This window comes from Microbispora sp. H11081 (assembly GCF_012999535.1).
GTDB lineage: Bacteria > Actinomycetota > Actinomycetes > Streptosporangiales > Streptosporangiaceae > Microbispora.
This window is the reverse complement of the sequence record NZ_JABBWV010000013.1, coordinates 96,732-115,051: the sequence shown is the minus strand read 5'-3', so window position 1 is coordinate 115,051 and position 18,320 is coordinate 96,732. Positions and strand designations below refer to the sequence as shown.

General features: G+C 71.9%; 12 protein-coding genes, 1 tRNA gene and 1 pseudogene. 10 read left to right on the top strand and 4 right to left on the bottom strand.

Features of this window, described 5'->3' with window-relative positions:
- Window positions 1–118 precede the first annotated feature (118 nt).
- Genes fdh through nrfD form a run of 3 tightly spaced genes read left to right on the top strand, consistent with a single transcriptional unit; the run spans window position 119 to window position 4,923 of the window.
- Window positions 119–3,247: a formate dehydrogenase gene (gene fdh, locus HHX31_RS26655; RefSeq protein ID WP_169951432.1), complete on the top strand. Its 3,129-nt coding sequence runs from the start codon at window positions 119–121 to the stop codon at window positions 3,245–3,247.
- On the top strand, window positions 3,240–3,992 hold the full coding sequence (locus tag HHX31_RS26650) for a 4Fe-4S dicluster domain-containing protein (RefSeq protein WP_169951302.1): 753 nt from the start codon (window positions 3,240–3,242) through the stop codon (window positions 3,990–3,992). Before fdh ends, HHX31_RS26650 begins: the two co-directional genes overlap by 8 nt.
- 22 nt (window positions 3,993–4,014) lie before the next feature.
- Window positions 4,015–4,923 (top strand): NrfD/PsrC family molybdoenzyme membrane anchor subunit, encoded by a 909-nt coding sequence (gene nrfD / locus HHX31_RS26645; protein ID WP_249346650.1) that lies wholly within the window; start codon window positions 4,015–4,017, stop codon window positions 4,921–4,923.
- A gap of 184 nt (window positions 4,924–5,107) precedes the next feature.
- Here the strand turns inward: nrfD and selD are convergent, their stop codons facing one another.
- Window positions 5,108–6,121 carry a selenide, water dikinase SelD gene (selD, locus tag HHX31_RS26640; protein ID WP_169951300.1) on the bottom strand — a complete coding sequence of 338 codons (1,014 nt, stop codon included), beginning with the start codon at window positions 6,119–6,121 and terminating at the stop codon, window positions 5,108–5,110.
- Between the two features lie 88 nt (window positions 6,122–6,209).
- On the opposite strand from selD, the gene HHX31_RS26635 reads away from it, so the two are divergent.
- Window positions 6,210–6,303 (top strand) — tRNA-Sec (locus HHX31_RS26635).
- 206 nt (window positions 6,304–6,509) lie between these two features.
- Here the strand turns inward: HHX31_RS26635 and HHX31_RS26630 are convergent.
- Window positions 6,510–7,547, bottom strand: a pseudogene (locus HHX31_RS26630) (ATP-binding protein); the annotation flags it as partial.
- Window positions 7,548–7,924: 377 nt separating this feature from the next.
- Here HHX31_RS26630 and HHX31_RS26625 point away from each other — a divergent pair.
- From HHX31_RS26625 to selB, 3 genes are all read left to right on the top strand, one after another.
- Window positions 7,925–8,863: a hypothetical protein gene (locus HHX31_RS26625; protein WP_249346648.1), complete on the top strand. Its 939-nt coding sequence runs from the start codon at window positions 7,925–7,927 to the stop codon at window positions 8,861–8,863.
- Window positions 8,864–8,966: 103 nt separating this feature from the next.
- Window positions 8,967–10,286 carry an L-seryl-tRNA(Sec) selenium transferase gene (gene selA, locus HHX31_RS26620; RefSeq protein WP_169951298.1) on the top strand — a complete coding sequence of 440 codons (1,320 nt, stop codon included), beginning with the start codon at window positions 8,967–8,969 and terminating at the stop codon, window positions 10,284–10,286.
- A gap of 41 nt (window positions 10,287–10,327) precedes the next feature.
- Window positions 10,328–12,094 (top strand): selenocysteine-specific translation elongation factor, encoded by a 1,767-nt coding sequence (gene selB, locus HHX31_RS26615; protein ID WP_169951297.1) that lies wholly within the window; start codon window positions 10,328–10,330, stop codon window positions 12,092–12,094.
- Window positions 12,095–12,119: 25 nt separating this feature from the next.
- Here the strand turns inward: selB and HHX31_RS26610 are convergent, their stop codons facing one another.
- Window positions 12,120–12,527, bottom strand: a complete 408-nt coding sequence (locus tag HHX31_RS26610; protein WP_169951295.1) for a PPOX class F420-dependent oxidoreductase — start codon at window positions 12,525–12,527, stop codon at window positions 12,120–12,122.
- A gap of 69 nt (window positions 12,528–12,596) precedes the next feature.
- On the opposite strand from HHX31_RS26610, the gene HHX31_RS26605 reads away from it, so the two are divergent.
- Both HHX31_RS26605 and HHX31_RS26600 read left to right on the top strand, forming a co-directional pair.
- Complete coding sequence (locus HHX31_RS26605; RefSeq protein ID WP_169951293.1) at window positions 12,597–13,214, top strand: TetR/AcrR family transcriptional regulator; 618 nt, start codon at window positions 12,597–12,599, stop codon at window positions 13,212–13,214.
- The gene (locus HHX31_RS26600) at window positions 13,211–14,125 is read left to right on the top strand and encodes an NADP-dependent oxidoreductase (RefSeq protein WP_169951291.1); all 915 of its coding nucleotides are present in this window, start codon (window positions 13,211–13,213) and stop codon (window positions 14,123–14,125) included. The genes HHX31_RS26605 and HHX31_RS26600 overlap by 4 nt, the downstream gene beginning before the upstream one ends.
- A gap of 28 nt (window positions 14,126–14,153) precedes the next feature.
- On the opposite strand, the gene HHX31_RS26595 is transcribed toward HHX31_RS26600, so the two are convergent.
- Window positions 14,154–15,443, bottom strand: coding sequence for a deoxyribodipyrimidine photo-lyase (locus HHX31_RS26595; protein WP_169951289.1), 1,290 nt, complete (start codon window positions 15,441–15,443; stop codon window positions 14,154–14,156).
- Between the two features lie 567 nt (window positions 15,444–16,010).
- Here HHX31_RS26595 and HHX31_RS26590 point away from each other — a divergent pair.
- Window positions 16,011–18,287 (top strand): hypothetical protein, encoded by a 2,277-nt coding sequence (locus tag HHX31_RS26590; protein ID WP_211590364.1) that lies wholly within the window; start codon window positions 16,011–16,013, stop codon window positions 18,285–18,287.
- Window positions 18,288–18,320: the final 33 nt, after the last annotated feature.

Below are 18,320 nucleotides of genomic sequence, written 5' to 3'. Positions count from 1 at the left end.
TGCGCGGTCTCATAGGACGGACACCGGCGGATGGTCGTGATTAGACCGCCGGCGCAGGGGCAGGACAGACGCCGTGGGTGGTGGAGGGCTCTCCCGCTGGCCGGTGATCCGGCAGCTCATGGGAGAGGACGGCAGAGGGCGGGCGGCGCGCTCGGCGCGTACGGACGCCCTGCGGCCCCGGGTGGAGGACGCCGACACGGTCGCGCGTTCCGTCTGCCCCTACTGCGCGGTGGGCTGCGGCCAGCTCGTCTACGTCAAGGACGGCAGGGTCACCCAGATCGAGGGCGACCCCGGCTCGCCCATCTCCCGAGGGCGGCTGTGCCCGAAGGGGTCGGCCAGCAAGCAGCTCGTCACCCATCCCGGCCGCCAGACGAAGGTCCTCTACCGCAGGCCGTACGGCACCGAGTGGGAGGCGCTCGACCTCGAGACCGCGATGGACATGATCGCCGACCGGGTCGTGCGGACCCGGCGGGAGACCTGGCAGCAGACGCACGAGGGGCAGGAGGTCAGGAGGACTCTGGGCATCGCCAGCCTGGGCGGGGCGACGCTCGACAACGAAGAGAACTACCTGATGAAGAAGCTCTACACCGCCCTCGGCGCGATCCAGGTCGAGAACCAGGCGCGCATATGACACTCCTCCACCGTCCCCGGTCTGGGGACCAGCTTCGGGCGTGGCGGCGCGACGCAGTACCAGCAGGACCTGGCCAACGCTGACTGCATCGTCATCCAGGGCTCCAACATGGCCGAGTGCCATCCGGTGGGGTACCAGTGGGTGATGGAGGCGCGCGAGCGCGGCGCGAAGGTCTTCCACATCGACCCGCGCTTCAGCCGCACCAGCGCGACCGTTGACAGGTACGTCGCGATCCGCGCCGGCACCGACATCGTGCTGCTCGGCGCGCTGATCAACTACGTGCTGTCGAACGGGCTCGACTTCCGGGAGTACGTCCTCGCGTACACGAACGCCGCGACCCTGGTGAACAGGGACTTCCGCGACACCGAGGACCTCGACGGCCTGTTCTCCGGCTTCGACGAGGAGACCGGCAGGTACGACCCGTCGACCTGGGCGTACGAGGGCGACGTGCCCGAGGAGGAGGAGCCGGTCGAGGGCGGCGAACACCACGCGGAGGCGGCGGGGTCCGACTCCTACGGCGCGCGCGGCGCGGGCGCGAGCGCGTCGCCGCCGAGCGACCCGACGCTGACCGACCCGCGGTGCGTGTACCAGATCCTCAAGAGGCACTACTCGCGCTACACGCCGGAGATGGTCGAGGAGCTGTGCGGCATCCCGCCGGAGCAGTTCGGTGAGCTGGCCGAGGCGGTCACCGCCAACTCGGGCAGGGAGCGGACCACGGCGTGGGTCTACTCGGTGGGCTGGACGCAGCACTCGGTCGGCGTGCAGTACATCAGGGCCGCCGCGATCCTGCAGTTGCTGCTGGGCAACATGGGCAGGCCGGGCGGCGGCATCATGGCCCTGCGCGGCCACGCGAGCATCCAGGGCTCCACGGACATCCCGACGCTGTTCAACCTGCTGCCGGGATACATCGCTATGCCGCACGCCCACCGGCACGACGGCCTCGACCACTATCTGGAACAGGAGGGCGCCGACACCGGCTGGTGGGGCAACCGGCGCGCGTACGTCGTCAGCCTGCTCAAGGCGTGGTGGGGCGACGCGGCGACGGAGGACAACGACTACCGCTTCGACTACCTGCCGCGCCTGACCGGCGACCACGGCCACTACGCGACGGTGATGGGCCAGATCGACGGCGTGGTCAAGGGCTACTTCGTCATCGGCGAGAACCCGGCGGTCGGCTCGGCCAACGGCAAGGCGCAGCGGCTCGGCCTGGCGAACCTCGACTGGCTGGTGGTCCGCGACCTCATGCTGGTGGAGACCGCGACGTTCTGGAAGGACGCGCCCGAGATCGAGACGGGCGAGCTGCGGACCGAGGAGATCGGCACCGAGGTCTTCTTCCTGCCGGCCGCGAGCCACGTGGAGAAGGAGGGCACCTTCACCAACACGCAGCGGCTGTTGCAGTGGCGGGAGAAGGCCCTCGACCCGCCGGGCGACTGCCGCAGCGACCTGTGGTTCTACTACCACCTCGGCAAGCGGATCAGACGCCGGCTCGGCGAGGGCGACGACGACGTCGACCGGCCGGTGACGGAGCTGACCTGGGACTACCCGGAGATCGGCGAGCGGCGCGAGCCGTCGGCGGAGGCCGTGCTGCGCGAGATCAACGGCACGGCCGCCGACGGCGGTCCGCTGGGGTCGCTGCGCGAGCTGAAGCCCGACGGCTCGACGAGCTGCGGCTGCTGGATCTACTGCGGGGTGTACGCCGACGGGGTCAACCAGGCGGCCAGGCGCACGCCGCACACGGAGCAGGGACCCGTCGCCCTCGAATGGGGCTGGGCGTGGCCGGCCAACCGCCGCATCCTCTACAACCGCGCCTCGGCCGACCCGCAGGGCCGCCCGTGGAGCGAGCGGAAGAAGTACGTCTACTGGGACGGGACCAAATGGACCGGGCCCGACGTGCCGGACTTCGAGGAGGACAAGGATCCCGGCTACCGGCCGCCCGAGGGCGCCAAGGCGCAGGCCGCGCTGGCCGGCACCGACCCGTTCATCATGCAGTCGGACGGCAAGGGCTGGCTGTACGTCCCGTCCGGTCTGTCCGACGGGCCGCTGCCCACCCACTACGAGCCGCACGAGTCGCCGGTGCGCAACGCGTTGTACGGGCAGCAGGCCAACCCGGCCCGCCGCACCGTCGACCGCCCGGAGAACCCGTACAACCCCGCGCTTTCGCCAAGGTTCCCGTACGTCTACACGACCAGCAGGCTCACCGAGCACCACACGACGGGCGCCATGAGCAGGCCCCTGCCGTACCTCGCCGAGCTGCAACCGGAGGCATTCTGCGAGGTGTCACGGGAGATGGCCGAGGAGATCGGGCTGGAGAACGGCGGCTGGGCGACGATCGTCACGGCGCGGACCGCGATCGAACTGCGGGTGCTCGTGACCGGCCGGGTGCGCCCGCTGCGGTTGAACGGACGCACCGTGCACCAGATCGTCATGCCGTACCACTGGGGATACAGCAGCGGCGGGGTCGTCACCGGGGACGTCGTCAACGACCTCCCGTCGATCGTGCTCGACCCGAACGTCTACATCCAGGAGAGCAAGGCCGGCACCTGCGACGTCCTGCCGGGGCGGCGCCCGCGCGGCCGGGCGCTGCTCGACCTGATCGAGAGGTATCGCGATGGCTGAGCAGCGGATGGGCTTCTTCACCGACACGACCGTCTGCATCGGGTGCAAGGCCTGCGAGGTGGCCTGCAAGGAGTGGAACGACGTGCCCGACGACGGGTTCGTGTTCCGGGCCACGTCCTATGACAACACCGGCGCGCTCGGCGCGAGCACCTGGCGGCACGTGGCGTTCGTCGAGCAGGACGGCCGGTGGCTGATGATGTCGGACGTGTGCAAGCACTGCACGCACGCCGCCTGCCTCGACGTCTGCCCCACCGGCGCGTTGTTCCGCACCGAGTTCGACACCGTCGTCGTCCAGTCCGACGTCTGCAACGGCTGCGGCTACTGCGTGCCCGCCTGCCCGTACGGCGTGATCGACCGCAGGGAGGACGACGGCCGGGCGTGGAAGTGCACGCTCTGCTACGACCGGCTGCGCGGCGGCATGGAGCCCGCCTGCGCGAAGGCGTGCCCGACGAAGTCCATCCAGTTCGGGCCGCTGGACGAGCTGCGGGAGCGGGCGCGGGACCGCGTCGAGCGGCTGCACGCCGAGGGCGTGACAGAGGCCAGGCTGTACGGCGAGGACCCGGACAACGGGGTAGGGGGCACGGGCGCGTTCTTCCTCCTGCTCGACGAGCCGGAGACGTACGGCCTGCCGCCGGACCCGGTGGTGACCACTCGCGACCTGCCCGCGATGTGGCGCTGGGCGGGCGGTGCGGCGCTCGCCCTCGCGGCGGGCGTGGCCGTGTGCTTCGCCGGGAGGAAGCCGTGATCGTTTCTGTGGGGAGGGCCTGATGCCGAGGCGCCGGCACGAGATGGTGCCGGACGCCGAGTTCCGGTCGTACTACGGCCAGCCGATCCTCAAGCCGCCCATCTGGCACGAGCCCCACATGCCGGCGTACCTCTATCTGGGCGGCATGTCGGGCGCGGCGTCGGCGATGGCGGCGGCCGCCCGGCTGGCCGGGCACGAGCGGCTCGAACTCGCCGCCAGGACGGCCGCCTTCGCAGGTGGGACCGTCGGCGCGGCGTTCCTCGTGGCCGAGCTGGGCAGGCCGATGCGCTTCCTCAACATGATGCGGGTGTTCAAGCCCACCTCGCCGATGAGCGTCGGGTCCTGGACGCTGGCCGCGCAGGGCGGGCTGACCTCGGTGGCGGTCGGCTCGGCGGTGACCGGGGTCCTCCCCAGGGTGGGCGACGCCGCGACGCTCGCGAGCGGCCTGACCGGGGTGGCGATGGCCACGTACACGGCCGTCCTGCTGGCCGACACGGCGGTTCCGGCCTGGCACGAGGCGCTGCGCGAACTGCCCTTCCTGTTCGCGGGGAGCGCGCTCGCCTCGGCGGGCGCGGCCGTCATGCTCACCACGCCCAGGGCGCAGGCCGGGCCCGCCCGCGCGGCGGCGGTGGCGGGCGCCGTGACGGAGGTCGTCGCCGGCGGGCTGATGGAGCGCCGCCTCGGTCTCGTCGGCGAGCCGTACCGGACCGGCAGGGCGGGCAGGCTCATGCGGGCCTCACGCGCGCTCACGCTCGGCGGCGGCCTGCTCGCCACGGTCGCCGGGCGCAGTCGCACCCTCACGGCGTTGTCCGGGATCGCCATCACGGCCGGAGCGTTGTGCACCCGGTTCGGCGTGCTGGAGGCGGGCCGGGCCTCGGCCAAGGACCCCAAGTACACCGTCCTCCCCCAACGCCCCCCACCCCCCGCGTGATCTTGTAGTTTGTCGCAGCGATGGCCGCTGACCTGCGTCGATACCTTTCGTGATCATGCAGCGCAGGGCCGCCAAATCTCGCTGACCAGGGAAAACGCGATTCGTGATCTTGCAGTGTTCTAAGGTGGAGTCCCGAATCGGGGCCTCAGGCGAGCCGGACCGCGCGCCAAGCCGGTACCGGATCTCAGGCGAGCCGGATCGCGGTGGCCTCGGCCGGGACGAGTTCGCCGACGATCGGCGCGCCGGGGACCTCGCCGGCGACCAGTAGGCCGCCCGAGGTCTGCGCGTCGGCCAGCAGGAGCAGGTCCTCCTCCGCGCACCGGCCCTGGTCGAGATGGGGGAGCACCCAGTCCAGGTTGCGGCGTGTGCCGCCGCTGACGAACCCGTCGCGTACGGCCTGCCGCGCGCCCTCCAGATAGGGCACGGCCGCCACGTCGACCACCGCCGTGACGCCGCTCGCCCTGGCCAGTTTGTAAAGGTGGCCGAGCAGGCCGAAGCCGGTCACATCGGTCGCGCAGCGTGCCCCGGCGGCCAGCGCCGCCCGCGAGGCGTCCCGGTTGAGCGTCGTCATCACCTCGACCGCCTGCGGGAACACTTCGCCGGTCGTCTTGTGCCGCGTGTTGAGCACGCCCACGCCGAGCGGTTTGGTGAGGGAGATCGGCGTCCCCGCCCGGCCCGCGTCGATGCGCAGCAGCCGCTCCGGGTCGGCCAGGCCGGTGACCGCCATGCCGTACTTCGGCTCCGGATCGTCCACGCTGTGCCCGCCCGCGACGTGGCAGCCCGCCGCCCGCGCCACGTCGAGGCCGCCGCGCAGCACCTCCCTGGCGAGGTCCATGGACAGCGTCTCCCTGGGCCAGCCCAGCAGGTTCACCGCCACGACCGGTTCGCCGCCCACCGCGTACACGTCGGACAGCGCGTTGGTGGCCGCGATGCGTCCCCAGTCGTAGGGGTCGTCCACGACGGGGGTGAAGAAGTCCGCGGTGGCGACGACCGCGCGGCCGCCCTCGATCCTGACCACGGCCGCGTCGTCGCCGTCGTCCAGCCCGACGACCAGTTCGTGCGCGTACGCCGAGGGGTCGGGGGCCACGAGCCCGGCCACGATGCTCTCCAACTCGCCCGGGGGAATCTTGCAGGCGCAGCCGCCTCCGTGCGCCCGCTGGGTCAGCCGGATCCCGGCCCGCTCCGTCGTCTCGGTCATGCCGCTCCGCTCCGTGCCGTCGTACGTCCGCCACGCCGCACCGGGGGCGTCGGGAGATCACTACCCCGTTGCGGCTAGGTTTCTCCCCGGAGGTGTGTGGGCGCCTGGTGGCCCCCGCGGTCTTCAAAACCGACGAGGCCGAGGTCCTCGGCCTGGCGGGTTCGATTCCCGTCCACCTCCGCTCACCCTTCGCCTTCCCCCGTCAGGCCTCCGGCCCCACCTCCCACAACGCGGATATCGGAAGCGCCCGCATCCGATCCCCGAAGGGGAGCGCCTCCGGACCCGCATAGAGGACGTATCCCGCGATCAGCCGGTCGCCGAGCTTGCGAGCGAGTTTCCGAAGCCCTCGAAAGTCCTCGCCGCGAACGGTCTCCGCCGCCTTGACCTCGATGCCGATGATCTCCCCGGATGCCCTCTCCAGCACTCCGTCGACTTCCACTCCATCGCGGTCTCGGTAGTGGTAGAGCCTGACAGGTTCCTCGGTCCAGGTGAGTTGGCGGGCCAGCTCGCCGAGAGCGAAGTTCTCCAGGAGAGGCCCGACCGGGGCGGTGAAGTCCGTGGCGCGGGCGGGAGTGAGCCCTGCGAGATGAGCCCCGAGACCGGAGTCCACTACCAGCAGCTTCGGCGTCGCGATCGCGCGAGTGGTGGCGTTGGAGGACCACGCCGGTATTCGTCGGATCACGTATACGAGTTCGAGCAGATCGACATACCGCTTGGTGGTGGTGTGCGGCAGCCCCAGATCACGGCCGATGTTGTCGATCACAGCCAGGCCGCCCATCCGGCCGCACAGGACGTTGAGCAGGCGACGCATGTCGGCGGGGCGTTCGATGTCGGAGACCTGTCTGACATCACGATTGATCAGATCCGAGATGTACGACTCGAAGAAGCGGGCCCTCCTCCGGTGAGTCGGCCGGTGGACTGCTTCCGGATAGCCTCCTCTCAGTGCACGGTCCACGTAGTCGGCCCGACGAAGGCGCGTCCTCGGGACGTTGAGGTCAGGCCCTTCCTGGAAGGCGGCGTCGACGAAACCATCCGGGCTTCGCTCGATCTCGCCCTGTGAGAGCGGCCACAGCTCAATCGTCTCCGACCGGCCGGGTAGTGCGTCCGGCAGGTCTCGCAGGCCCAGAAGCCGGGCGGATCCCGTTAGTAGGAAGCGTCCAGGCCGCGGATCCGCGTCGACCACGCGTTTGATCGACAGAAGCAGTTCGGGAACGCGTTGGATCTCGTCGATGAGCAGAAGCCCGTCGTGGCGCACGACGCCGTCCGGATCGTTCCGCGCGGCCGAACGTACGGCGGCTTCGTCGAGATAGATCTCGCGAGCGCCGGGCGAGCGTCGCACGATCGCTTTCGCCAGAGTGCTCTTGCCGACCTGGCGGGCACCGTTGATCACGACTACGCGAGTGTCCGTCAGTGCCTCTAGTGCCATGACTTCCACACGCCTGGGATAGAGCGTGAGCTCATCGACGTCCACCAGCTCAGAATAGGGTGAGTGGCCAGATCGGTGGTAGATCTGCCGCTGCCTCCGTGGTAGATCTGCCGAAGTAGTTGTGGTGGATCTGCCGAGTGATCTGTGGTGAATCTGCCGGAAGATACGCGGTGGATCTGCCGGGTGGAGCCCCGCTGACCGGGGCGGAGCGGACGAGTGGATCGGCCGGCCCCACATCCTCAGGCGCTCCGCATTCGCACACCATCACGATCACGACCTCGGGCAGGCCGGAATCATCGGGGCATCCGACCGAATCTCCGACCACGCATTCAGTGACGCCAACTACTCTAGGTAAACAGCTGATAACCTACGGTGCCATGCCGTCCCCCCTGCATGACACCCTCAACATGCTGTTCCGGCACCGGCCGCAGTTCGCCGTGGAGATGCTGCGCGACCACCTCGGCGTCGACGTGCCCGGCGGGCTTCCGGTCCAGGTCGCGAGCAACGACTTGAACGACCGCCCGTCCGTCGACCTGCGACCCGATGTCGTGATCACGGTCGGTCCCCGGCATTCTCCCCTTCACGCGATCGTCGTGGAGATTCAGCAGAGGGAGGAGCCGGGCAAGTTGCAGGCGTTGCCTCGATATGCCGCCGCACTGTGGTTGCAGTTGGCCTGCCCGATCACCGTGTTGATGGTCTGCCCGAAGGCCCGTACCGCCAAGTGGGCGGCCACACCGATCCGTACCAGCCTGCCCGGCTATACGCTGACCTGCCAAGTGATCGGTCCGGATCAGATCCCGGTTGTCACCGACGCGGCGGAAGCGGCGGCCCATCCGGAACTGGCCGCATTGTCGGTGATGGCTCACGGCGAACAGCCGCCGGTGATGGAGGCGTTCGTGGCCGCACTACGACGCCTACCCGATGAATACGCTCCGCAATACTATGAGTACGCATACCGACTCGCCACGCAGGCCGCCAGACAAGTCATGGAGAGAATCATGGAAACCACCACTTGGCCGGTCTACAGCCCCTTCGCCCGTCAGCACTACGGGAAGGGGCTCGAAGTCGGCCGTGCGGAAGGCCGTGAAGAAGGCCGTGAGGAAGGTCGCAGAAGAGGCCGGGCGGAGGGTGAGGCGAGGGCGGTGCTGACCATCCTGGAGGCGCGCCGCATTCCCGTCTCCGAGTCCGACCGCGCTTTCATCAGGGCCTGCACGGATCTGGGCCTGCTGGACCAGTGGGTACGACGCGCCGCCACCGCGACCTCCTCCGCTGACCTGTTCGCCGAGCCGCGAGAGTCCGATCAGTACGACGAATGAGCGCGGTCAGACGGATGCGCCGATGGTGGCGGAGTCCGCGAAATGCCGGTCACCGGTGCGTCAGTCGAGGGGTCGGGTCGTGGGCACCGCTGTAATTTGAAGTGTGGATCCACGGAGGCGGGTGCCGCGTACGGACACCGTGCTGGCGGACCCCCGGCTGGCCGCCGCCATCGAGCGACTCGGCCGCCCGGCGGTCAAGGACGCGGTCGCGCGGGCGCAGCAGCGGGTGCGGCAGGGCGAGATCGAGCCTGACGACGTGGCGGAAGTCGCGCTGGCGGCGTTGCCGCGGCACGCGACGAGCCTGCGTCCCGTGCTCAACATGACGGGCGTGCTGCTCCACACGAACCTGGGCCGTGCGCCGCTGTCCCCGGCCGCGGTCGAGGCGGTGACGGTGGCGGCGGGGGCGACGGACGTCGAGTTCGACCTGGACACCGGGGCTCGGGCACGCCGTGGACGCGGGGCCGCCGAGGCGCTCGCGCGGGCGGTGCCCGCCGCCGAGGGCGTGCACGTGGTCAACAACAACGCGGCCGCCCTCGTGCTGGCCGCCACCGCGCTCGCCGCCGGCCGGGAGATCGTGATCAGCAGGGGTGAGCTGGTCGAAATCGGCGACGGGTTCCGCATTCCCGACCTGCTCGTGTCCACCGGCGCTCGGCTGCGCGAGGTGGGCACGACCAACCGTACGAGCCTCGCCGACTACCGGGACGCGATCGGGGCGCAGACGGGGTTCGTGCTCAAGGTCCACCCGTCGAACTTCCGCGTCGAGGGCTTCACCGGCTCGGTCGAGGTGGCCGAGCTGACCGGGCTGGGTGTGCCCGTGGTCGCCGACATCGGCTCAGGCCTGCTCGACCGCGATCCTCTGCTGCCCGACGAGCCCGACGCGACGAGCATGCTGCGGGCCGGCGCCGACCTGGTCACCGCGAGCGGCGACAAGCTGCTCGGCGGCCCGCAGGCGGGCCTGCTGCTCGGCCGCCGCGACCTGGTCGAACGGCTCAGGAGGCACCCGCTCGCGCGGGCGCTGCGCGTTGACAAGCTGACGCTGGCCGCGCTCGAAGCTACGCTGCGCGGCCCCGAACCCCCCGTACGGCAGGCTCTCCACGCCGACCCGATCACTCTCGGCGAGCGGGCCGAGGCGCTGGCGAAGGCGATGTGCCAGGCGGGTGTGGACGCGGCGGCCGTGTCCACGGAGGCGACCGTGGGCGGGGGTGGGGCCCCTGGCGTGCGCCTGCCGAGCATGGCCGTGAGCCTGCCGGAGTGGCTGGCCGTGCCGCTGCGACGGGGTGAGCCGCCGGTCGTGGGCCGGGTCGAGGGAGGCCGTCTGCTGCTCGATCCGCGCGCCGTGCCGCAGGACCGGGACGGCGAGATCCTGGCGGCCGTGCTCAACGCGTCCGTGCTCAAAGCGGCCGGGTCGAAGGCGGCCCGTTGAAGGCCCCAGCTCCCGCCGCCCCCGGCTCAGGGGAGGGATGAATGCACGTCGTGGCCACTGCGGGGCACGTCGACCACGGCAAGTCGACGCTGGTGCGTGCGCTGACCGGGATGGAGCCCGACCGGCTGGAGGAGGAGCGGCGGCGCGGTCTCACGATCGAGCTGGGCTACGCCTGGACGGCCCTGCCGTCGGGGGAGCGGGTGGCGTTCGTCGACGTGCCCGGCCACGAGCGGTTCCTCGGCACGATGCTGGCTGGGGTGGGCCCGGTGCCCGCCGTGTTGTTCGTCGTCGCGGCCGACGAGGGGTGGATGCCGCAGTCGGAGGAGCATCTGGTCGCGCTGCGCACCCTCGGCGTACGGCACGGCCTGCTGGCCGTCACGCGAGCGGACCTCGCCGACCCCGGGCCCGCGCTGATGGACGCGCGTGACCGGCTGACGGAGGCCGGGCTGGGCGACGTGGAGGCCCTGGCGGTGAGCGGGCGCACCGGCAAGGGCCTCGACGGGCTGCGCACCGCGCTCGACCGGCTGGTTGCGGCGCTGCCCGCACCCGATCAGGACGCCCCCGTGCGGCTGTGGATCGACCGGGCGTTCAGCGTGCGCGGCAGCGGGACCGTCGTGACCGGCACGCTGCCCGCGGGCCGTGTGGAGGTCGGCGACGAGCTGGAGCTGGACGGCGAGCGGGTGCGGGTGCGCGCACTGGAGTCGCTGAAGGAGCACGTCGACTCGGTGACCGGGGTCGCGAGGGTGGCGCTCAACCTGCGCGGGCGGGTCGAGCCGCGACGCGGGCGCGCCCTCGTCACGCCCGGCGCCTGGACGACGACGGATCTGGCCGACGTGCGTGTGACGATGGCGGTGGGCGCGCGCGGGCCGCTGCCCGCGCGGCTCACCGCGCACATCGGCTCGGCGTCCGTGCCGTGCGAGGTGCGCCCGTTCGGCCCTGAGGCGGCCCGGCTGCGCCTGGCCAGGCCGCTTCCCCTGCACCTGGGAGACGCGCTGCTGCTGCGGGACCCGGGCCGCGGGCACGGCGAGCCGCGGGTGGTGGCGCGGGCGACCGTGCTCGACGTGCGGCCTCCGGAGCTGCGTCGGCGGGGTGCGGCCAGGGAGCGGGCGGACGCGCTGACGAGCTCGTCGGCGGACGCCGCCTCCCTCCTGCGTACGCATCTGCTGCTGCGCGAGGGCGAACTGCTAGCGATGGGCTGCGCGCCGGGGGGACGGCCGGTGGCCGCGGGCTGGCACGCCGACCCCGATCACTGGTCGGCGCTGTCGGCCCGGCTCCCTGAGGTCGTGCGGAGGTACGCCGCCGATCACCCGCTGGAACCGGGGATGCCGGTGGAGGCCGCCCGTCACGAGCTCGGCCTGCCCGACCGCGTGCTCGTGGCGGCGCTTGTACGGCCGCCGCTGACGGTGGCGGACGGGCGGATCACCACGGCGGGCGGCGTCCCGGCGGGGATCGAAGGGCTGCCCGCCCCGGTCGCGCGCGCGGTGCGGATCGTGCTGGACGACCTGGCCCGGGCGCCGTTCCGGGCGCCGGAGGCGGGGCGGCTGGCCGAGCTGGGGCTCGGGCCGCGCGAGCTCGCCGCCGCCGTACGCGCCGGGGCGCTGCTGCGCGTGGCCGACGGCGTGGTCCTCGCGGCCGGGGCCGATGCGCGGGCGGCGGCGCTGCTGGCCCGGCTGCCGCAGCCGTTCACGGTCAGCGAGGCCAGGAGCGCGCTCGGCACGAGCCGCCGGGTCGCGGTGCCGCTGCTGGAGCACCTCGACCGCAGGGGCCTCACCGAGCGGGTGGACGAGGTTCGCCGCCGGTCAACGTGAGCGGCCGGTCAACGTGAGCGGCCGGTCAACGTGAGGGGACGTCGCGCTTGCCGGCGGCGGGGTTGCCGGGGTCGACCCCGAAGCTGATGATCCGCTTCGGGTGCACGCGGATGATCGGACCGGGCGTCGGGGCCACCGAGTCGGCGGGTTCTGCGATCGCCTCGCCCCACCCGCGAATCTCCAGGCAGCGCACCTGCCAGGGATCGGCGGACAGGACGTCGTCCACCACGAACGCCACCTTGCCGTTGGCCAGCACGTTGCGGAACTTGCGGCTGGCCGCCATGCCGCCCCCGCCGATGTCGATCGCCCGCAGTTCACGGTTGTAGCGGAAACCGACCGGGCTGACCTGGAGGGTCCCGTTGGGCTGGAGCGTGGCGAGACGTCCGATCCGCTGGTCGTCGAGATACGCGATCTCGCGCTCTGTGAAGATCATGACACCATGATAATCATGTGATTGATTGACATTTGTCATTCAACTACTTGATTGGCTAGGGTGCGGCGCATGGCATCACCAGGACGGCGCGCACCACAGGAGCGTGGGAAGGCGGCCGAACAGACCCGCGAGCGGATCCTCACGGCGGCGGTCGAGGAGTTCGGCGCGAAGGGCTACGCCGGGGCCAGGACGGCCGCCATCGCGGCCAGGGCCGGAGTCAACCAGCAGCTCATCTCCTACTACTTCGGCGGCAAACAGGGGCTCGTCGAAGAGCTGCGCCGCAGGTGGGCGCATGCGCAGGAGACCAGGACGCCGCCCGCCGCGACGTACGCCGAGAGCGTGGCGGACCACCTCGACGCGACGCTGGACGACCCGGACTGGTCCAGGCTGGTGATCTGGCAGGCGCTTGGAGACAGCCCGGCCGCCGAGAGCGACGACGAGTGGGCGCGGGCGCAGCGGGCCCGGCTGCGCGACGCCGTAGAGCGGACCCGCCGCCGCCAGGAGGAGGGCGAGATCACCGGCGAGCTGGACGCCGAGTTCGTCCTGCTGGTCGCCTACGCCCTGGCCTTCGCGCCCATCGCGCTGCCCCGGATGGTCGAGGGGATCGCCGGCGTCGATCCGCTGTCGAAGGAATACCGCGAGTGGGTCGTCGGCCAGCTCGCCGCGATGACGAGGAGAAACCCATGAGCAGGACGGTCGTGTTCTCCGCGTACGGCGGCCCCGAGGTGCTGCGGGTCGTCGAGGTGGAGCCGGACGAGTCCCCGGCGGGGACGATCAGGGTCCGGGTGAGGGCGGCGGGCGTGCAGCCGTTCGACGCGCTGTTCCGCGGCGGGGGAGCGCACGCCTTTGTGCCCGCGACGTTCCCGCAGCGGCTGGGCAACGAGTTCGCGGGCGTGGTCGACGCCGTCGGAGAGGGCGTCACCGGTGTCGCCGCCGGCGACGAGGTCGTCGGCTGGGCGATGCTCGCGTCGTACGCCGAGCACGTCGTCGTCCCGCCGGACCAGGTGGTGCCGAAGCCCGCGTCGATGCCGTGGCCGGAGGCCGGCGTGCTGTCGGCGTCGGGACAGACCGCCGACACCGCGCTGGAGAGGCTGCGCGTCGGCGCGGGCGACACCGTGCTCGTGCACGCGGCGGCCGGCGGGGTCGGCACGTTCGCGGTGCAGATCGCGAGGGCGCTCGGGGCGACGGTCGTCGGCACCGCGAGCGAGCGCAACCACGCCTACCTGCGCGACCTCGGCGTGATCCCGGTGGCGTACGGCGAGGGGCTGGCCGAGCGGGTGCGGGCGGCGGCCCCGGGCGGCGTGGACGCCGCGCTCGACGCGGCGGGGACCGTGGAGGCGCTGGAGGTCTCGGCGGCGCTCGTGGCCGACCGCACGCGCGTGGGCACGATCGCCTATCAGCCCGCCGCCGACAGGATCGGCGTCCAGCGGCTCGGCACCGAGCGCTCGGCGGCCCGGCTCGGCCGGTTGACCGCGTTGTGGGAGAAGGGCGACCTGAAGGTGCGGATCCAGGAGGCGATTCCGGTGGAGGAGGTGGCGCGGGCGCACACGCTGATCGAGTCCGGCCACACCACGGGCAAGCTCGTCCTGGTCTTCTGAGCGCCTCCGCGCGCCGAGGGGCGTGGGGTCAGGCTTCGAGCTCACCGCCGAGAGGCGCGGCGGGGTAGCCGGGGACCCCGCCGCGGGCCTTCCACGGCTCGTGGACCAGGTCGGGGGGCAGGGACGCCAGTTCGGGGACGTAGTGCCGCACGTACTCGCCCTCCGGGTCGAACTTCCGCGCCTGCCGCAGCGGGTTGAGCTTGCGGTAGGGCCGGGTGTCGTTGCCCGTCCCCGCGACCCACTGCCAGTTGCCGCAGTTGTTCGGCATGTCGCCGTCGATCAGCCATTCGGCGAAGTGTTCCAGCCCGGCCCGCCAGTCGATCCCGAGCCGCTTGGTCAGGTAGGAGCCGGTCACCAGGCGCACGCGGTTGTGCATCCAGCCCTCGGTGAGAAGCTGGCGCATGCCGGCGTCCACGATCGGGACCCCGGTGCGGCCCTCCCGCCAGGCGGCCTCGGCCTCCTCGTCGCGCCGCCACTCCACGTCCCTGGCCCGGTAGTCGCGCCGGCCCATCTCGGGGAAGGCGTTCACGACCTGGTAGTGGAAGTCGCGCCAGCACAGCTGCCTGACGTACTCCTCGCCGCCCGGCCGTTCGCGGGATCGGTCCACCACCTCCAGGGGCGACAGGCAGCCGAAGTGGAGATAGGCGCTGAGCATCGAGGTGCGCCCCGCCATCCGGTCACGCGTCTCGGCGTAGGCGGCGAGGCCCTCGCCCACCCACCGCTCCAGCCGCCGCCGTGCCTCGCTCTCCCCGCCCCGCACGATCCCGTACGGCGAGGAGGGCGGCTCGGGCAGGGCGCCGGGATCGACGCCGGGCGGCAGGCACAGGCGCCGGGGCGCGCCGAGCACGGGGCGTCGCGCGGTGTCGGACCAGGCCCGCCAGTAGGGCGTGAAGACCCGGTAGTGGCTGCCGCCTGCGGGCCGCAGCGCGCCGGGAGGCACCACGGTCACGCCGGGGAACAGGCGGAACTCCAGCCGGTGGGCCCGGCACTCGTCCGCGAGGCGCCGTTCCCGGCGTCGCGCCAGCGGGCTGACGTCCTCGCTCGCCCAGATCGCCGACGCGCCCGCCTCCCCGGCCACCCGTACGGCTTGGGCCACCGGGTCGCCGTGCCGTACGACGAGGTCGCCGCCGAGCGAGCGCAGGGACGACCGCAGGTCGTCGAGCGACGCGTGGAGGAAGTCGCGGCGGTGCCTGGCCGCGATCGCGGCGTCGAACACGAACAGCGGAACGACCTGCCGGGCCACGGCGGACGCCTCGCAGAGCGCGGGATGATCGTGAATTCGCAGGTCCCGGTTGAACAGCACGACGACGGTCTCCACGCGTACCCCTTCGTGGCAGATCCGGCCGGCGGTTGCGGCTCCCGGGTAAATCGCGAGATCGTTTCGCCGAGGCCGGGCTGCTCCACCCCGAGACCGGCCGTACGCACGGTGTAATGTCGGGATAGTGCGGAAAGCTAGTTATTCCCCATGGATATGAAAGCTATTCACATCGGATGTGTCTATCGGATGTCCGGGGAAAGACGAGCGTGGTAACCCTTGCGCCGCTGGATGCGCCCGATGGGCGGAAACGGCATGAAAGGCCAGGTCAGCTACGCACCGAGGGGGGTCGAGGCGGTGGAATCCGGGACTTCTGCAGACAGGTGGGAAGGCGTTAACGGGCACCTGTACTGGGTGCCTTTCGGATGACCATATCAGTGTTATTTGCGGCTTATCCTCAACTCGCGATTTCTATGGTTCTTTTCCTTCCCAACACATCGCAGTCAGTCTAAGATCTCGTTCTATGTATCGGTATGCATCAAGATTTCCAGTTAGGCAAGTGGGACGCCTATGTTCCAGTGATGCTCTGGCCGAACATGACGCAGCCGCCCTCACCCGGTTCCGGTGCGCATGAGCCCGCCCGCCGGGGATTTGACGCTCGACCCCGGCAGGGGGATGGCATGGGTGGACGAGCACGGCGCCCACCTCGTCGACTACGCCTCCTGTCACCTCGAGCCCGCCCCCATGCTCGCGGCGGTGATCGCCGCGCTTGAGTCGTGCGCCGCCCGCGAACGGCCCGGGAACGTTTCAGACCGCGCCCTGCTGCTTTCCGCGCTGCGCCGTGAGTGCGCCACCGGCCCGGGGCGGGGATTCCTGCCCGGGCCCGGTTCCGGCGGTCCCGACCCCAGGGCGGTACGGCGTGCCTGGAGCCTGGCGGACTCCCTGGGCGCCGAGGCGCTGCGCCTGCTCTACCGCCACGAACTCCCGCTGCGTGATCTCGTCTACGTGCTCGCCCTGCCGGTCAAGGAGGCGGGCAGGCTCATCGCGCGCACCCAGGACGTGGTCGAGATTCTCGTGAGCGGCCTGGACGGGCTCGCCAGGAACCGCCCGATCTGCCCGGAGCTCGGTCCGCTGGCCGCCGACGTCTTCCCGGACGAGCACGCCGAGGCGGCCGATTTCGGGACCGCGCGTACGACCCTGCTCCGGCACATCGTGACCTGCGTGGTGTGCAAGCGGCCCATCAACATCCGATACACCGTGCCGCAGATCCTCTCCCGGCCTCCGGTCGCGGACCTCACGGCCGACACCAGGCAGCGAATCCTGGACGCGCTCGGCAGGGCGGGTTCCGCCCGGGCCGACCGGTCGGCGCACCGGCCTCCCTCGTCGTTCGGTGTGCCGCTCGCCGCCCCGGTCAACACCGCTCCGGTCAACACCGCTCCGGTGAACACCGGTCCTGTGCACAGTGCCCCTGTCCACACGGGCCCTGTGCGCGGTGCTCCTGGCAACACTGGTCCGGCCGCGCGGCATGAGTCGCCGCCGGTGTCCGTCCCCCCACCGCGTACGGTCGCCCGGGGCACCCCCACGACTTCGCCCGACTCGGATCCGCCGACGGCCGTGCCCCGCGAGGAGCCCGGCCGTCCGTCGCGGGACGACACGACGGACAGGCATGACCGGGCCGGCACGGACGACCGGGAGCACGCGGGGCCCGGCAGCCCGGTCCCGCCACCGCAGCCGGGAACCGCGCGTCCTTCCGGCGCTCCCCCCGGGCTCGGGTTGCCGGAGCGTCCGGTGCGGCCCATCTCGCAGGAGGACACCCAGCCCGGACTCGCGTGGCCGCCGAGGGCGTCGAGGTCACGCGCCGCGCACCGGCCCGCACCGTCCCCGGGCCCTGCGGGTTCCGCGGGTTTGCCCCGGTCGCCGGAGGCGGCCGGGATGCCCGGGCACGCCGGGATGGCGAACCCGGCCCAGGGTCCGGCCGCCGCACTGCCGCCGGGGCAGGACACGCCTCTCTACAACGCGCTGCTCTCGCAGATCAGGGAGCGGGAGGCCCTGGCGCGAGCCGCCGAAGCCGTCCCGGCCCCTGCGGACGGCAGCGGCGCTATCGGCGGCACCGGCGTCGTCGTCGGCGATGTCCCGGACGCCCAGGGGGAGGCGGAGTCCGGCAGGCCCCTCGCCGGCACGCAGATCAGGATCGTCCAGGTGCTGGCTCGGGTCGGCACGCTGTTACGTGCGACCGCCCTGCGGATCATCATCGTCGTCGTCGCGGGAGCGGCGGGAACGGTGACGGGGATCAACCTCTTCGCGCCCGCGCCCCCGTCCCAGAAAGGCGCGCTGGAGGCGAACGCCGCGCAGACCTCCGCCGATCCCACAGGAGTGGGGGCGGGAACGGCCGCCGGCCCCACGGCAGGCGCCGCGGCGGCGGGCGGTGACGCGGCAAGTACGGCGGGCACGGCCTCGGGCGCGCCGCAGGCCACGGTGACCGCGGCCGCCGCGCAGCCCGGCGACGACAAGACGGCCGGAGACGCGACCGGAGACAAGGCAGCCGGGGACGCGACCGGCGGCGCCACAAAGCCCGGCGGACAGGACACCCCCGTGCCCCCGGGAGGCTTCCTGATGGGGGCCTGGGGTGTCCAGCCGCCGTCCGCCATCACGCTCGACGCGTTCGGGCAAGGCACACTCACCCTCTCGACAACCTCTGGAAAGCCCGTGAAATGGCGGATATCGGCTCCCGGCCTCGTGGTCGAGCCGTCCAGTGGAACGCTCAAGCCCGGGCACACCGCCGTGCTCACCGTGCGCGCGCTGCGCGTCCGCTACTGGTGCGGGGCACCCTCGCCCGTGTCCGCGCCGGTCGAACTGCACGGCCCGAAGGGCAAAGGCACCGCCACCGTGCGATGGAGCACCTGCTGACCGCCGCCCCCGTTCCCTCACGTCCTCGGTGAA

Bases quoted from the DNA above. Each gene is read 5' to 3' on its own strand.
- HHX31_RS26650 (WP_169951302.1), top strand. From the start codon at position 3,240: ATGGCTGAGCAGCGGATGGGCTTCTTCACCGACACGACCGTCTGCATC.
- nrfD (WP_249346650.1), top strand. From the start codon at position 4,015: ATGCCGAGGCGCCGGCACGAGATGGTGCCGGACGCCGAGTTCCGGTCG.
- selD (WP_169951300.1), bottom strand. From the start codon at position 6,121: ATGACCGAGACGACGGAGCGGGCCGGGATCCGGCTGACCCAGCGGGCG.
- HHX31_RS26625 (WP_249346648.1), top strand. From the start codon at position 7,925: ATGCCGTCCCCCCTGCATGACACCCTCAACATGCTGTTCCGGCACCGG.
- selB (WP_169951297.1), top strand. From the start codon at position 10,328: ATGCACGTCGTGGCCACTGCGGGGCACGTCGACCACGGCAAGTCGACG.
- HHX31_RS26610 (WP_169951295.1), bottom strand. From the start codon at position 12,527: ATGATCTTCACAGAGCGCGAGATCGCGTATCTCGACGACCAGCGGATC.
- HHX31_RS26605 (WP_169951293.1), top strand. From the start codon at position 12,597: ATGGCATCACCAGGACGGCGCGCACCACAGGAGCGTGGGAAGGCGGCC.
- HHX31_RS26600 (WP_169951291.1), top strand. From the start codon at position 13,211: ATGAGCAGGACGGTCGTGTTCTCCGCGTACGGCGGCCCCGAGGTGCTG.
- HHX31_RS26590 (WP_211590364.1), top strand. From the start codon at position 16,011: ATGAGCCCGCCCGCCGGGGATTTGACGCTCGACCCCGGCAGGGGGATG.